14 protein-coding genes, 1 tRNA gene and 1 pseudogene are annotated in these 14,747 nt (G+C 71.1%); 14 read left to right on the forward strand and 2 right to left on the reverse strand.

The window, feature by feature from the left end:
* Positions 1 to 826: 826 nt before the first annotated feature.
* From ACSUPV_RS17870 to ACSUPV_RS17935, 14 genes and pseudogenes are all read left to right on the forward strand, one after another.
* Positions 827 to 1,351, forward strand: coding sequence for a thiamine pyrophosphate-binding protein (locus ACSUPV_RS17870; RefSeq protein ID WP_436947811.1), 525 nt, complete (start codon positions 827 to 829; stop codon positions 1,349 to 1,351).
* A 3-nt stretch (positions 1,352 to 1,354) separates the two neighbouring features.
* Positions 1,355 to 1,927: a thiamine pyrophosphate-dependent enzyme gene (locus tag ACSUPV_RS17875; protein WP_051648609.1), complete on the forward strand. Its 573-nt coding sequence runs from the start codon at positions 1,355 to 1,357 to the stop codon at positions 1,925 to 1,927.
* Positions 1,924 to 2,949, forward strand: coding sequence for a hypothetical protein (locus ACSUPV_RS17880; protein WP_051648610.1), 1,026 nt, complete (start codon positions 1,924 to 1,926; stop codon positions 2,947 to 2,949). The genes ACSUPV_RS17875 and ACSUPV_RS17880 overlap by 4 nt, the downstream gene beginning before the upstream one ends.
* Positions 2,946 to 3,878 carry an isocitrate lyase/phosphoenolpyruvate mutase family protein gene (locus tag ACSUPV_RS17885; RefSeq protein WP_051648613.1) on the forward strand — a complete coding sequence of 311 codons (933 nt, stop codon included), beginning with the start codon at positions 2,946 to 2,948 and terminating at the stop codon, positions 3,876 to 3,878. Before ACSUPV_RS17880 ends, ACSUPV_RS17885 begins: the two co-directional genes overlap by 4 nt.
* A complete protein-coding gene (locus tag ACSUPV_RS17890) occupies positions 3,875 to 4,990 on the forward strand; it encodes a hypothetical protein (RefSeq protein WP_436947812.1) in 1,116 nt (371 codons plus the stop codon). Before ACSUPV_RS17885 ends, ACSUPV_RS17890 begins: the two co-directional genes overlap by 4 nt.
* Positions 4,987 to 5,451, forward strand: a complete 465-nt coding sequence (locus ACSUPV_RS17895) for a YjbQ family protein (RefSeq protein ID WP_031115947.1) — start codon at positions 4,987 to 4,989, stop codon at positions 5,449 to 5,451. Before ACSUPV_RS17890 ends, ACSUPV_RS17895 begins: the two co-directional genes overlap by 4 nt.
* A complete protein-coding gene (locus tag ACSUPV_RS17900; RefSeq protein WP_031115948.1) occupies positions 5,448 to 6,590 on the forward strand; it encodes a pyridoxal-phosphate-dependent aminotransferase family protein in 1,143 nt (380 codons plus the stop codon). Before ACSUPV_RS17895 ends, ACSUPV_RS17900 begins: the two co-directional genes overlap by 4 nt.
* Positions 6,590 to 6,895: a glutaredoxin domain-containing protein gene (locus ACSUPV_RS17905; protein ID WP_031115949.1), complete on the forward strand. Its 306-nt coding sequence runs from the start codon at positions 6,590 to 6,592 to the stop codon at positions 6,893 to 6,895. The genes ACSUPV_RS17900 and ACSUPV_RS17905 overlap by 1 nt, the downstream gene beginning before the upstream one ends.
* Complete coding sequence (locus ACSUPV_RS17910) at positions 6,892 to 8,094, forward strand: ATP-grasp domain-containing protein (RefSeq protein WP_037760855.1); 1,203 nt, start codon at positions 6,892 to 6,894, stop codon at positions 8,092 to 8,094. The genes ACSUPV_RS17905 and ACSUPV_RS17910 overlap by 4 nt, the downstream gene beginning before the upstream one ends.
* 5 nt (positions 8,095 to 8,099) lie before the next feature.
* Entirely contained in the window at positions 8,100 to 8,780 is a 681-nt protein-coding gene (locus ACSUPV_RS17915; RefSeq protein WP_051648616.1) for a metallophosphoesterase family protein, read from the forward strand.
* The gene (locus tag ACSUPV_RS17920) at positions 8,777 to 9,934 is read left to right on the forward strand and encodes an ATP-grasp domain-containing protein (RefSeq protein WP_051648617.1); all 1,158 of its coding nucleotides are present in this window, start codon (positions 8,777 to 8,779) and stop codon (positions 9,932 to 9,934) included. Before ACSUPV_RS17915 ends, ACSUPV_RS17920 begins: the two co-directional genes overlap by 4 nt.
* Entirely contained in the window at positions 9,931 to 11,244 is a 1,314-nt protein-coding gene (locus ACSUPV_RS17925; RefSeq protein WP_051648620.1) for an MFS transporter, read from the forward strand. Before ACSUPV_RS17920 ends, ACSUPV_RS17925 begins: the two co-directional genes overlap by 4 nt.
* Before the next feature lie 68 nt (positions 11,245 to 11,312).
* A complete protein-coding gene (locus ACSUPV_RS17930; RefSeq protein ID WP_436947813.1) occupies positions 11,313 to 12,335 on the forward strand; it encodes an HNH endonuclease signature motif containing protein in 1,023 nt (340 codons plus the stop codon).
* Between the two features lie 78 nt (positions 12,336 to 12,413).
* Positions 12,414 to 12,903, forward strand: a pseudogene (locus tag ACSUPV_RS17935) (hypothetical protein).
* A gap of 12 nt (positions 12,904 to 12,915) precedes the next feature.
* On the opposite strand, the gene ACSUPV_RS17940 reads toward ACSUPV_RS17935, so the two are convergent.
* Positions 12,916 to 12,992, reverse strand: a tRNA-Thr gene (locus ACSUPV_RS17940).
* A 108-nt stretch (positions 12,993 to 13,100) separates the two neighbouring features.
* Complete coding sequence (locus ACSUPV_RS17945; protein ID WP_436947814.1) at positions 13,101 to 14,741, reverse strand: alpha/beta hydrolase; 1,641 nt, start codon at positions 14,739 to 14,741, stop codon at positions 13,101 to 13,103.
* Positions 14,742 to 14,747 lie beyond the last annotated feature (6 nt).

Below are 14,747 nucleotides of genomic sequence, written 5' to 3' on the forward strand. Positions count from 1 at the left end.
GGGGCGAAGGGGAAGACACCCGCGCACGGCGCTGTGTGGGGTGGTGGTGCATCGAAACAAAACCGGACCCGGCTGTCGATGCTCTGCGGCGATCCGCCTCCGCCCCGGGAATCCCGGGGCCCCCTTCCGAAGGCATCCGCACGTCAATGGCGGCGACTGTACACGGCCGGGAATATCTCCGGCCTACCGCAATCCAGCCACTCTGCGACCCGCCTCGCCCCGCCCTGCAGAAAGTGCGCAGTTCGGTCAGATCGGCCAGGATGCCCGCCCAGAGTGCCCGAATTACGCCCGCAGATCCCGTAATCCCAGGCACACGGAGCAGTCCGTGAGGCAGCCGATACCCCGTCCCGGCAATGACTCGAATCCGCCCACCCGACAAACCGGTTTCCAGCCTTGGCCACACCTTCACGCGCCCCGCGATGACCGGAAACATGCAGGTCGGAGCGGCCCTCATGGACGGGCCAGAAGGACGCTCTTGGACAGTGCGGGCGCCCGTACGGCGGCCTGCACCTCCTCGGACGCCGCCGAAGAAGGGCGGCCGGCCCGGCGACCGCCCCGCCCCTGGAATCCCCGGTACCGCGCAACCGCACTTCAAACATCGAGATTCAGTCATTACATGCACAGAATCGGCCGATTAAGCACCCGACCATAAGCCCGCCGAACGCACGATATGCCCGAATCGGCCCCTCAGAATTCCGCTGTCCGTATTCCGGAATGTCATTGCGGATTCCTCTGGTCGTCATGCACCATCCACACCGCCGGGGGGCACGGAGACGCTCCTCGCCGGGCGTGATCACGTCCGTGCTTCGCAAAAGAAAGGTCATGCGTGCTGCCTGAACCTTCGTTGACAGCAGGATCCGGGGCCAGCGTCGCGGAAACCTTGTTCAACGCCTTATTCACCCGGGGCCATTCGCACTTCACCGGCGTACCGTGTTCCCTGCTCAAGGGATTCTTCCGGTTGCTGGAGGACCCCGGATGTCCGGCCTCCTACATCCCGGCGCCACGCGAGGACAGCGCCCTCGGGGTGGCCTCCGGTCTCGCCGTGGCGGGGGCCAGGCCCGTCGTCCTCATGCAGAACTCGGGCCTCGGCTACTCGCTCAACGTCCTCACCTCGTTCAACCTCATCTACGACGTCCACCTGCCGATCGTGGTGAGCTGGCGCGGCCACGACGGCAACGACGCCGTCGAGCACGACGTCATCGGACGGGAACTCACCCGGCTGCTTGACGTGTTCGGGATTCCCTGGACCGTGCTGGACAACGAGCACCCCGATGACTCCGCGGAGGCGTTCCTCAAACAGTACGACTCCGGCCGGAGCACCGCCGTGCTGATCGTCCGGGAAGGGATCTGAGCGTTGCTGGACATCCGTGACGCCCTGGGCGCACTGCTGGAACGCGAGTCCACCGCCCTGACGGTGACCACCTGCGGCTACATCACACGCGACGTGTACAACATCCGCGATCGCGCCAACCACTTCTACCTCGTCGGCTCCATGGGCATGGCCGCGCCGATCGGGCTCGGCATCGCCCTGGCCCACCCGGACCGCCGGGTGCTGGTGCTGGACGGCGACGGCTCGTTCGCCATGAACCCGGGCTGTCTGCCGATGGTCGCCGAGCACCGGCCGAACCTCGTCCACGTCGTCCTCGACAACGGCGCCCACGAGAGCACCGGCGGCCAGCGCACCGTCGCCCTCGGCGACCCGGCGGCCATGGCCCTCGCGGCCGGTTACGCCGCCGCCCACACCGTGGACGACCTCGACCAACTGGCCGCCCTGGACCTGACCGGCACACCCACGCTGGTGCGGATCCGCTGCAAACCGCGCAGCCACCCCGCCGGAAAGCGCGTGGAACAGACGCCGCAGCAGCTGGTGGAGCGCTTCCGCGCCCAACTGGCCGACCCGGCGGCGCATCTGGAAGGAGCCGTGTGAAACCCACCCTGCTCGACTGCACCCTGCGCGACGGCGGGAACCAGAACGACTGGCAGTTCACCGCCACCGACGTCGACACCATCGTGAGCACCCTGGACGCCGCCCGCGTCGACGTCATCGAGGTCGGCTACCGCGGCGGTTCCGGGAGCAAGGCCAGCGCCACGGCGGGGCCCTCGGCGCACTGCACGCCCGAGTACCTCGCGGCGCTGCCGGCCGTCTCGCACGCCGAGCTGGCCGTGATGGTCGTCCCCACCGTGTGCCCGGTGAGTGCCATGGACGACCTGCCCGACAGCCCGGTGTCCATGGTGCGCGTCGCCGCCTACCCGTGGAACATCGACGGGGTCCCGGAGTACGTCCGTGCCGTGCGGGCCCTCGGCCTCAAGGTCGGCGTCAACCTGATGGCCGTCAGCTACACCACCCTGGAGCAGCTGGCCGAGGTCGCCGCCGTCGTCGCCGCGGAGGCGCCGGACGTCTTCTACATCGCCGACTCCTTCGGCGCGCTCACCCCGGACGACGTCCGCCGGCGGATCGAGCTGCTGGCCGAGCGGCTGCCGACCCCGCTCGGCATCCACGCCCACAACAACCTGGGCCTCGCCGCGGCCAACGCCGTGGCCGGCCTGGACGCGGGCGTGAGCTGGCTGGACGCCTCGCTGTGCGCCATGGCCCGGGGCGCCGGGAACCTCGCCACCGAGCAGGCCGCGGCCTTCCTCACCGCGTGGCCCAAGTACGACACCCACGCCGATCTGCCCCTGGTCTGCGAGGCCGCCGAGTACGTGGCCGAGCAGGTGCTGCCGCGCCCCATGACGGTGCGGCGGGCGGAGATCGCGGCCGGGATCAACGACCACCACTTCTACTTCCAGGACCGCATCGAGAAGATCAGCGCCCGCCACGGGCTCGACCCGTGGGAGGTCGGGCGCCGGATCGGCGCGGCCCGGCCGCGCAAGGTCCTCGACGAGACGGTCGAGGACGTGTGCCGGGAACTCGCCGGACAGACCGAACACACCAACGGAGGGGACGCATGACCGGGAGACGACCGCAGCAGGAACGGAACGAGGCACCGGCCGGGGCCGCACAGCGGCTGCGCGCGGCGCTCGCCGCCCCGCGACTGACACGTGCCATGGGCTCGCACAGCCCGCTCAGCGCGCGGCTCGCCGAGGAGGCCGGCTTCGACGTCGTCTGGTCCAGCGGCCTGGAGATCTCCGCCGCGGCCGGCGTCCCCGACGCCAACATCCTCGCCATGGGCGAGTGCCTGGAGGCGGCGGCCGACCTCGCCTCCGCTGTGGACATCCCCGTCCTCGCGGACTGCGACTCCGGGTTCGGCAACGTCAACAACGTCATCCACATGGTGCGCTCCTACGAGGCGCGCGGTGTGGCCGGCGTGTGCATCGAGGACAAGCAGTTCCCGAAGCTCAACAGCTTCATCGAGGGCAACCAGGACCTCGCCCCGCTGCACGACTTCGCGGGCAAGATCCGGGCCGCGACCGAGACCCGCACCGACATGCTCGTGGTGGCCCGCCTGGAGGCGCTGATCTCCGGGCAGGGCATGACCGAGGCACTTCGCCGGGCCGACGTCTACGAACGGGCCGGGGCGGACGCCCTGCTCATCCACTCCAAGCGCAAGGACCCCGAGGAGGTCTTCGCCTTCCGCGAGGCCTACCGCGGCGACCTCCCGGTGATCGTCGTGCCGACCACCTACAACCAGGTCACCGTCGAGGAGCTGGAGCAGCGCGGCTTCGCCATGGCGATCTACGCCAACCAGGCGCTGCGCAGCTCGATCCGGGCCATGCGGGAGACGCTCACCCGGATCATGCGGGACGGCACCACGCTGAACGTGGAGCCGGAACTCGCGCCGCTCAAGGAGATCTTCGACCTGCAGCGCATGCCCCAGATGCTGGAACAGCAGGACCGCTACGAGTCCCTGGGACGCGAACTCGCGGAGGCCGCACAGTGACCACCCGCCCCACCACCCTGTGGCTGGACTTCCACGGCACCCGGCTCGACCTGGAGGTGGCGCCCGGTGCCGGCGTCGAGGACGCGCTGGCCTTCCTCGCCACGCACCTGACCGCCGAGGAGGCCAAGCCCGACGAGACCGGCCGCGAGCCGGTCGCCACACTGCGCGTGCACGCCCCCGACCCGGAGCTCCTCGCGCCTCCGGCCGGGACCGCGCAGGAGGACATCTACCTCCGCAAGAGCGCCAGCGCGTTCTTCACCGTGCCGGCCCGGCGCGCCGAGGTGGACGGCCGGGAGTACCTGGAGTGCACCAAGACCGGCACCCGTTTCCGCTTCGACCGCGCCGCCCGCGTGATCGACGTGACGCTCGGCGCCGGCGGGCACATGGACCTCGTCGAGCTGGTGCGCGACCTGGTGCTGAAGCACCAGGAGAACACCGGCGCCGCGGTGCTGCACGCCACCGCCGCCTACCGCGACGGCGAGGTCGTCCTGGTCACCGGCGCGAAGGGGGCCGGCAAGAGCACGGTGCTCCTGGAGCTGGTGGAGCACTTCGGCTACCAGGTGCTCAGCGGCGACAAGACCGTGCTGCACGAGCTGCCGGACGGCTCGGTCGTCGCGGCCGGCTGGCCCGACTACCCGCACCTCGGCTACGGCACCGTCGCCAAGTACCCCGGCCTCCGCGAGATCGCGGGCATCGGGGACGACTACGTGCCCGCCGAGGGCCACGCCTTCTCCCCGGTGGGGAAGTTCGCGGTGGACCCGCTGCCGTTCCGTGAGCGCTTCCCGAGCGCACCGGTCGGCGTGCGGGTGCCCGTCGCGGCGATCCTGCACCCGGCCATCGGCCCCGGCGAGCACACGGTCGTCGAGCCGCTGACCGGCAGCCGCGCCGACCACGCCGAGGTGCTGCGCGCCAACGTGGAGTCGGCCTTCGACGGCGCCAACGCCGGCTGGCACCACTACCTCGACGACGGCCGCGCCGCCCACACCGCCCAGGTCGCGCGCATCACGGACGTCCTCGCCGGGGTGCCCGCCTGGACGCTGACCGGCCCCGGCGACCTGACGGCCGAGAACACGCCGGCGGCGATCGCCGGGCCCGCGGAGGTGGCCCGGTGATCGAACTGACGGTGGAGAGCACCGGCCTCAACTCCCACTACGACCTCACCGACCGGATCGCCGCCACGCTCCAGGAGCACGGCACGGGCGACGGGCTGGCCGGGGTGTTCGCGCACGGCAGCACCATCGGGCTGACCGTCATGCGCTACGAGCCGGGCGCCGTGCAGGACCTGCTGCGGACCCTGGAGCGGATCGCCCCCGAGTCCCCCGCCGACGGCAGCCGCTATCTGCACGAGCTGACCACCGCCGACCCCAACGGCTTCTCCCACCTGAAGTCGTCGCTGCTCGGCACCAGCCTGCTCGTGCCCTTCCGGGAGGGCCGCCTCGCGATGTCGCCGAGCCACCGCGTGGTCCTCTTCGACTTCGACCTGAAGCCCGCCACCCGGCGCGTCTTCGTCGACGCGCCCCGGACCGCGGCGCCCGTCCCCGACACCGACACGATCAAGGAGAACAGCCGGTGAAGCTGCGGCTGGCCACACCCGGGCCCACCGAAGTCCCGCAGCGCCTGCTGCTGGCCGGGGCCCGCGAGATCATCCACCACCGCTCCACCGAGATGGAGCAGCTGATCCACGAGATCAGCGGCGGCCTGCCCCCGCTGTTCGGCACCAGCGCCCCCGTGTACACCATCGCCTCCTCCGGGACCGGCGCGATGGAGGCCGCGGTCGCCAACTGCTTCTCGGCCGGCGACGAGGTCCTCGTCGTCTCCAACGGCTACTTCGGCGAACGCTTCCAGGCGATCTGCACCTCGTACGGCCTCGTCGTCCACGTCGTGGAGAGCGACTGGGGCACCAGCGCCGACCCCGAGCGGGTGGCGGCCGCCTACCGTGAACACCCGGAGATCAAGGGCGCGTTCGTCGTCTACAGCGAGACCTCCACCGGTGCCCTCAACGACGTCGAGGCGATCGGGCGGATCTTCCGCGACACCGACGTGGTCGTGGTCGTGGACGCCATCAGCGGTCTGCTGGTGCACCCGCTGGAGATGGACGCGTGGGGCCTGGACGTGGTCCTCGCCGCCTCCCACAAGGGCTTCATGCTTCCGCCGGGGCTCGCCTTCGTCGCCCTGTCCGACAAGGCGTGGACGGCCGTCGAGCGCTCCACCGGACCGAACTACTACTGGTCCTTCGAGCGGCTGCGGCACTTCTACCCGATGTCGTCCTCGTCCCCCGCGGTGTCCCTGCTGCTCGCCCTGCACGAGTCGCTGAAGATGCTGGACGAGGAGGGCATGGAGGCCTTCCGCAGGCGCCACGCCGTCCTGGGCAGGGCCGCCGAACGCGGGCTGCTGAAGCTGGGCTTCAGCACCTTCGTCCAGGCCCCGCACCGGCGCAGCCACGTCATCACCTCGGCGCTCGCGCCCGAGGGCATCGACACCGGCCGGCTGCTGAAGACGCTGTCCACCTCGTACGGTGTCACGATGACCGGCGGCCAGGCCCACCTCAAGGGCAAGCTCATCCGGGTCGGGCACGTGGGCGCGGCCGACGCCCTCGACCTGAGCGGCATCTTCGGTGCCCTGGAGATGGCCCTGCTCGACCTCGGCCACACGTTCACGCCGGGCTCCGGCGTCGGCGAGATCATCCGTACGTTCCACGAGGAGGGCCGCTGATGCTCGTCCTGTTCCAGCGGGAGACCTGCCCGGACTGCAAGCCGGTGCGCGAACTGCTCACCAGGCTCCAGGTCTCCTACATCAACATCAACGTGCCCAAGCCGCGCGAGGAGCGGCACGAGCTGATCCGCACCACGGGCAGCAAGTTCATCCCGGCCCTGGTGGACGGCGCCACGGTCATCCCGGGCAAGCTGCGGGAGAACGCCGACATCATCGCCTACCTCAAGGAGCGCTTCGGCGACCCGGAGGCGGTGGCGCCCGAGGCGGCGACCGCCGGGGACGCACAGCCGGAGCCCGTGGCATGACCTTCGGGCAGCAGGTGCCCGCGACACCGCGGATCGCGGTGCTCGCGGGCACCCCGCAACTGGTGCGCGCTGCCCGCGCCCTGGGCATCGACACCGTCTTCGTGCACGACGCGGCGCAGCCGGCGCCACCGGTGGCCGCGGAGGCCGACACCGCCCTGGCGGCCCCCCTGGCCGACACCGGCGCACTGCACGCGGCCCTGGCGCCGCTGCACGCCGAACGCCCCTTCGCCCGCGTCCTGTCGCTCACCGAAAGGGGCCTGCTGCCGACGGCCGCGGTCGCCGAGCGGCTCGGCCTGCCCGGCAACTCCCTGCACACCGTGGGGCTGTTGCAGGACAAGCGGCGCATGCGGGAACTCCTCAACGCCCGCGGCATCGGCCCCGTGCACACCGCCGCCCCGCGCGACCCGGCCGACCTCGCCGCGTTCTGCCGTACGACCGGAGGGCCGGTCATCCTCAAACCGGCGGCGGGCACCAGCAGTCAGGCCGTCTTCAAGGTGGCCGGGCCGCGGGACGCCGAGGACGTCTGGCGGGCTTTCGAGGCGGCGGGCGGGCTCCGGCCGATCGCCGAGGAGTACCTCGACGGGCCCGAGATCAGCGTGGAGAGCTTCTCGTACGACGGGAAGCACACCGTGCTCGCGGTGACCGACAAGCTGGTCGGCAGCGGGTTCGTGGAGACCGGGCACACCCAGCCGAGCGCCCTGCCCCCGCCCGTGCTGGCGGAGACCGCCGCGCTCGTCCGGGCCTTCCTGGACGCCGTCGGCCTGACGGAGGGCCCCGCCCACACCGAGGTCAAGATCACCCGGAAGGGCCCCCGGATCCTGGAGTCGCACAACCGCATCGGCGGCGACAAGATCCGCGAACTGCTGCGCCGCGCCTACGGACTGGACGTGGTGGCCCTCACCGCGGGCTGCCCGCTCGGGCTGCTCCGCCCGCCCGCCGACCCACCCGTGGCCCGCCGGGGAGCGGCCATCCGCTTCCTCACCCCACCGCCCGGAACGGTCCGTGACATCGCCCTGCCCGACACCGACGGCACCACCGCCGAGATCCGGCTGGACGTCCAGGTCGGCGACCGGGTCCGCCCGGTGCGCAGCTCGCAGGACCGCGCCGGATACGTCATCGCCGACGGCACGGACGCGGCCGACGCCGCCCGGGTCTGCGAGGCGCTGGCGGACCGGGTGCGGATCGGGACGAGCGGGTGAGACCGGTGCGCCACGCCGTCGTGACCGACATCCACGGGGACACCGCGCGGCTGCGCGCCGTGCTCGACGGCATCCGTGAGCAGGGCGTGGACCGCGTGGTCTGCCTCGGTGACGTCTTCGAGTGCCGCGTCGGCAAAGGGGAGGTCGCCGGGTACGCGTTCGACGGCCGGCTGACCGACGTCTTCGACCCGGACCCCGACCTCGCCCGGCTCCTGGACGGGGTACGGCTGGTGCGGGGCAACCAGGAGGAGCGGATCCGCGCCCTCGTGCCCGACCCCCACCTGCCCGACTGGAGTCGCCCGCTGCTCGACGCCCCGCTGGAGCACCGCACCGACTTCGCGCTGTACTGCCACGGCCACCCGCTGCCCTGGCGCGAACTGGAGCCGGGGCGGTGGTGCCCGGCCGACGCGGACTTCCCCGGGCGGGCCCTGGTGCACGGGCACCACCACCGCAGCGCGCTGTACCGGCTGTGGCCCGACGGCACCGGCCCGGTGCGGGTGGAGCGCCTGCCCGTACGGTTCGGGGAGCCGGTCCCGCTCGCACCGGACGGCCGCTACGTGATCAACGTGGGCTCCGTCACCGGCTGCGCCCCGGACCGCGGACCCTCCCCCGCCTGGGCCGTCGTCGACGAGGCCGCCGCCACCGTCACCTACCACCACGCCTCACCCCCTACGGAGATCAAGTGACCCGGCAGGTACTCCTGCTCAACTCGGACAAGCCCGAGGTCCTCCAAGCGCTGGCCCGCCGCCCGGACGTCACCGTCCGCGTCATGACCCGAAAGGTCTACGCCGACCTGTACCGGGGGCACGAGGTGGCGTACGTCGACAGCTTCGCCGACCTGACGCAGGTCGAGCAGGCGGCGTACGAACTCGCCGCGCACGGGCCGGTCGACCACGTCGTCGCGGCCACCGAGAAGAGCGTCGTCGCGGCCGGCCTGGTGCGTGCGCTGCTCGGGGTGCCCGGGCCCGGCTTCGACGCGTCCCTGTGGGGCGCCCACAAGCGGGCGATGAAGGACAGGCTGCGCGCCGCCGGTCTCCCGGTGACGGACCACGCCCAGGCCGCCACGGTCGACGACGTGCCCCGGGCGGCGGAACGGACCGGCTGGCCGGTCATGATCAAGCCGGTGTTCGGCTCCGCCTCGAAGTGCACCTACCGGGTCGACTCCCCCGAGGAGTTCACAGCACGGCACCGGGCCGGCGGCTTCGCCGACCTCGCGGAGCAGCGGCTGCCCGTCCAGGTGGAGCGCCTGGTGCGGTTCACGCACGAGTACCACTGCGACGGCGTCGTCCACGACGGCGAGGTGGCCCGCGCGGCCGTCTCCCGCTACTTCCTCCCTCCGCTGCGCACCTCGCCGAACCTGAACAGCGGGTACATCGCCGACCAGACGGACCCGTTCTCGCGGGACGTGCTGGACCTGCACGACCGGGTGGTCGCCGCGCTCGGCCTGCCGGCCGGGGTGACGCACCTGGAGGTGTTCCGCACGCAGGACGGGCCGGTCATCGGCGAAGTGGCCGTACGGCCGGGCGGCATGGGCATCTCCCGGATGTGGTGGCACGCGTTCGGGGTGGACCTGTGGGAGGAGTTCGTCCGGGTCTCGACCGGTGAGCGGCCCAGCCGTCCCGACCGCGCCCCGCGCCCTGAGACGGTCGGGCGCACCCGGCTGCCCGCGTTGCCCGGCCTGCGGGAGCGGGTCCTGGCGGTGCCCGGTGTGCTGGAGGTGCTGACGCCTGAGGAGTGCGCCAGTCCGGGGCGCCTGGAGGCGTACTTCACGGCCGCGGACGAGGCGGCCGCGGAGGCGTTCATCGCCCGACTGCACGAGATGGCGGTCCCCGCGGCATGAGCACCTCCGCCCGGAGCCGGACGCGCGCCCTGCTCGACGCCGCTCTGCCCCCTCCCGGCGAGCCCCGGCTGCTCGCCCTGTCCTGGCTGCTGAAGACGGTCGGCAGCGGGCTCTATCTGACGACCAGCACCCTGTTCTTCACCCGGGTGGCCGGCCTGCCCGTCCACCAGGTGGCCTCCGGCCTCACCGTAGCCGGGATCGTGGCGCTGGCCGGTGCCGTACCGCTGGGCAGGCTGGCGGACAGGTTCGGCCCCCGGCGCACGTACACCGTCCTGCTCGGCGTCCAGTTCGTCACGATGGCAGCGCTGGCCTTCGCCCGCGCCTTCCCGGCGTTCCTGGCACTGATCCTGGTCTTCCTCCTCGCCGAGCAGGGCAGCACCGCGGCCCGCGGCGCGCTGGTCGCCACGGTCGGGGAGGAGGCCGTGGGGGTCCCCCCGGGCGAGGGCGTTCGAGCGTGGGGGAGGGTGCGGCTGCGGGCCTACCTGCGTGTGGTGACCAACATCGGCATCACCCTCGGCGCGGCGGCCTCGGCACTGGTCATCCAGGCCGACACCGAGGCCGGGTACATGGCCCTGCTGTGGTGCACGGCGCTGACCTACCCGGCGGCGGCGCTGCCGCTGCGCTGGCTGCGGGCGCGCGAGACCCGCCCGGCGTCGGCCGGGAAGGCGGAGCCCACCGGTTCCGGCTGGCAGGTGCTGCGCGACCGGCGGTACGCCGCCGTCACCCTGATCTGCGGGGTGCTGTCCCTGCAGGCACAGGTGCTGTCGTTCGCCGTGCCGCTGTGGGTGCTCCAGCACACCGAGGCGCCGCCGGTCCTGGTGTCGGGCATCGTCGCCGTCAACACGGTGATGGTGATCTGCCTGCAGATCCGCTTCAGCCGCGGCGCCGAGGACGACCGCCGGGCCGCCCGCATGTGCCGCAACTCCGGGATCGCCCTGTTCGCCGCGTGCGCGCTGGTGGCGTTCACCGGCGGGCTGGGCGGCTGGCCGGCGACGCTGCTGCTCCTGCTGTTCGCGGCCGCGCTCACCTTCGGCGAACTGTGGCTGTCCGCAGGCTCCTTCGGCCTGAGCTTCAACCTGGCCCCCGAGGGCATGCACGGCCAGTACCAGGGCTTCTTCTCCCTGGGCCGCGGCGCGGCGACGGCGGTGGCCCCGGCCCTGATAGCGGTCCTCTGCCTCGGCGCCCACCCACGGGAGGGCTGGCTCGTCCTGGGCACCCTGTTCGCCTTGGCGGGGGCAGCGGCGCCGCTGGCGTTGCGGGTGCGGGGGGTGGGGGTGCGGGAGCCGTCTCTGTCTTCTGCGGCGAAGTGAAGGGTTCCCGGGCTTGTCAGTGGTCACTGGCATGCTACTCGGCTCAAGGTCACGCCCGGGGGGGGAACATGCCAAAAAAGAAGAGCACCAGAAAGAGCACGAAGAAAGCGCAGCGGAAGCGTCCGGACACCATCAAACCCGTGGCCCTGTATCACGACATGGCCGTGTACGAAAACTTCGAACGCTGCGCGCCTCGCATCTTCGAGGTCATATGGAGCGCACAACAAAAGGCTCCCAACGCGCCACGCCTTCTCTACTTCGACGTGCAAGGACACCGCAACAGCGCCGGCGGCTACGACCGCGACTCATGGGAGATGATCGAGAACTTCCTCCCCGAAAAAGCGCTGCCATATCTGACTGAGCTGCACACTCCCTTGTACAGCTGGAAGAACAAAAGACGACAGGACAATCGCGTACCCCAGGAAATGCACATAGGCTACCCGGAGGGGGAGGGAAAGTCCTTCTGGTACGACATCGAGTCACTGCCGCTGAGGAAGCGGGAAGCCGAAGCGGACAGCAGGAGAACGCCCCCTTCCAAAAGAGCGATCATGGAGTACCTGGGGATCAGCGAAGAGTGCTTGATCTGCTGGAACTCCCCCGTCGAGCGAGCCCACGTGGTCCCCACGTCACTGGGAGGCTCGATGGATGTGCGCAATTTCGCACTGCTGTGCCGCGAGCATCACAGACAAGCTCCGGACATCGCAGACGCGGAAGCATTTTGGGCATGGGTGGACTACGCGGAAATTCGCGACTCCGGCAGCAAATGGACTCGCGCACCAGAGAAGGTCAAGAGCTGGGTCTTGTCCACCGGCGGGAGAGTCGAACCACTGGATCGCGGCGAGATGAGCTTCTTGGAATCTGTACAGTTCGAACTACGACATCTGTACGGATGGACCGACGACGACTTCTCGGCGACATCCTGGGAGCTCATCGCCGAATACCACCATGTCCTCGACAAGGCTACCGGCCGGCACTTCGGCGTCGAGAAGAAGGCCTCCACACACGCGTGGGCCTACCATGTCGCCAGATTGCGACTGGCGGCAGAAATCACCGGCCGCCCGAACAAGACCGACTTCAATCTGCCGTTCTAGTACTCCAGCCGGATCGTGATCTTGTGGGCACCGCGGGGATCGGCCGGATCGACATCGGTCGCGTGAGGTGGCCGCTCGCTGGCACGCTGCCCCCATGGACGAGCTGGAGTCGGTAAGACGACTGTCGGGTGGGAGGTTTCGGCGCTGCTGCGGTCCGAGGCCGTCGCTCACGCGATCATCGATGGCGACTTCATGGGGCGGGTGCATCCGGCCCCAGAGGGAGACCCCCACCGCGCGGAGATCACCGAGACCAATCTGACCGCCGTGTGGTCGAACTTCGCCCAGCGCGGCTACCGACGCCTGATCTATACGAACACGATGAGTGTGCTTCCGGAGGCGACGGGCATGTTCGAGCGTGCCATGGGGGCCGGAGTGGGGATCATACGAGCTGGTGGGACGAGAACTCGGCTCAGAGCTGAAGCAGGAGTTGGAAGGAAGTATCCGCAAGGCACGGCTCCTGGACCAGCGGGCCCCCGCGGGGACCGTGCGAGTGGCGACGGACGGACGGCTCGTCGCCCGCCCCACGCACCGGACACTGAACGAAGAAGCCCAGCTCAGGGAGATCTGAACTGGGCTTCAGTGGAGCCGCCTTCGGGATTCGAACCCGAGACCTACGCATTACGAGTGCGTTGCTCTGGCCATCTGAGCTAAGGCGGCGCGCTGCCCGCACTATGGTGCGATCAGCAACGACGGTAAGTCTACACAGTTTCCGGGGGTGCTCCGTACCAGCCCCGGAGGAGAGCCCTCCGGGGCCGGGCGCAGCGGTTATGAGCAGCGCTTTCCGTCCTGGGGCGGGGTGCCGCGGAGCAGGTACGCGTTGATCGTGGAGTCGATGCAGGAGCTGCCGCGACCGTACGCCGTGTGGCCGTCGCCCTCGTAGGTGAGCAGGCGGGCCGAGGAGAGCTGCCCGGCCAGGGCCTTCGCCCAGCGGTACGGCGTCGCCGGGTCGCGGGTGGTGCCGACCACGACGATGGGCGCCGCCCCCTCGGCCTCGATGCGGTGCGGCTCGCCCGTGGCCCGCACGGGCCAGTACGCGCAGTTCAGGGCGGCCCAGGCCAGGCCCTCACCGAAGACCGGGGACGCCTTCTCGAACGCGGGCAGCGACCTGCGGACCTCGTCGGGGCTGTCGAAGGCGGGCGGCAGGTCCAGGCAGTTCACCGCCGCGTTGGCGAACATCAGGTTGCTGTAGCCGCCGTCGGCGTCCCGCTCGTAGTAGCCGTCGGACAGGACGAGGAGTCCCGATCCGTCGTTCTTCTTCATCGCGGACGTCAGCGCCTCGCGCAGCTGCTGCCAGGCGCCCTCGTCGTACATGGCCGCGATCACACCGGTCATCGCGAGCGACTCGGTCAGCCTGCGGCCGTCGGCATCGCCGGTCGGGACGGGGCGCGCGTCGAGCTTCTCGAAGAACGCCTTGAGGTTCTCGCCGACCTTCCCTGGCGAGGCTCCCGCGCCGCCCAGCGGGCAGTCGGGCTGCCTGACGCAGTCCCGCGCGAACGACCGGAACGCCGTCTCGAAGCCCGCCGTCTGTTCGAGGTTCAGCCGCCGGGCGGGCAGCGACGGGTCCATCGCGCCGTCCAGCACCAGCCGGCCCGTCCGATGCGGGAAGAGCCCCGCGTACGTCGCGCCGAGCAAGGTCCCGTAGGAGGCTCCGACGAAGTTGAGCTTCTCGTCGCCGAGCGCCGCCCGCACGATGTCCATGTCCCGCGCCGCCTCCACGGTCGACACATGGCGCAGCAGCCTGGGCGCGTCCGCGCCGCAGCCCTCGGCGAACGTCCGGAAGGCCGCGACCAGCCCGTCGGTCTCCTTCGCGTCGTCGGGCGTGGCGTCCGTCTGCGTGTACGTGTCCATCTCCGGCCCGTCCAGGCACTCGACGGGCTCGCTGCCGGCCACGCCGCGCGGGTCGACCGCCACCATGTCGTAGCGGGCACGCACCTCGGACGGATAGCCGATGCCCGCGTACGCCTGCACGTAGCCGATCGCCGAGCCGCCCGGCCCGCCGGGGTTCACCAGCAGCGAGCCGAGCCGCTCGCCCGGGCCCGTGGCCTTCTTGCGGGCGACGGCGAGGCGGACGTCGCCGCCGGACGGCTTGTCGTAGTCGAGCGGTGCCTTGACCGTGGCGCACTCGAAGCCCGGGACGCCGCAGCCGCGCCAGGCCGGCTGCTGCCGGTAGTACGGCGAGAGCGCCGCGGGGACGGTCCGCGGCAGTGCGACGAGCGCCGTCGTATCGTCGGCCGCGGAGGCGGCGGACGCGGTGGACGTCGTCGAGCTTCCGGACGAGCAGGCGGAGACGAGCAGCGCGGCCGTGGCCAGGATGCCGGCCGCGGTCCTGGCTCCGCTGCGGGCCCTGCGGTGGACACCGCCGGAGCGGGAGACCGAGGCGGTGCGGGGGGAACGCCTTGTGTACATCCAGTG

The organism is Streptomyces sp. SudanB52_2052, from assembly GCF_964272415.1.
Classification (GTDB): Bacteria; Actinomycetota; Actinomycetes; order Streptomycetales; family Streptomycetaceae; genus Streptomyces; species Streptomyces olindensis.

Coding starts and splice junctions, on each gene's coding strand:
- ACSUPV_RS17930 (WP_436947813.1), top strand. CDS start 11,313: ATGCCAAAAAAGAAGAGCACCAGAAAGAGCACGAAGAAAGCGCAGCGG.
- ACSUPV_RS17945 (WP_436947814.1), bottom strand. CDS start 14,741: ATGTACACAAGGCGTTCCCCCCGCACCGCCTCGGTCTCCCGCTCCGGC.
- ACSUPV_RS17885 (WP_051648613.1), top strand. CDS start 2,946: ATGACCGGGAGACGACCGCAGCAGGAACGGAACGAGGCACCGGCCGGG.
- ACSUPV_RS17905 (WP_031115949.1), top strand. CDS start 6,590: ATGCTCGTCCTGTTCCAGCGGGAGACCTGCCCGGACTGCAAGCCGGTG.
- ACSUPV_RS17925 (WP_051648620.1), top strand. CDS start 9,931: ATGAGCACCTCCGCCCGGAGCCGGACGCGCGCCCTGCTCGACGCCGCT.
- ACSUPV_RS17910 (WP_037760855.1), top strand. CDS start 6,892: ATGACCTTCGGGCAGCAGGTGCCCGCGACACCGCGGATCGCGGTGCTC.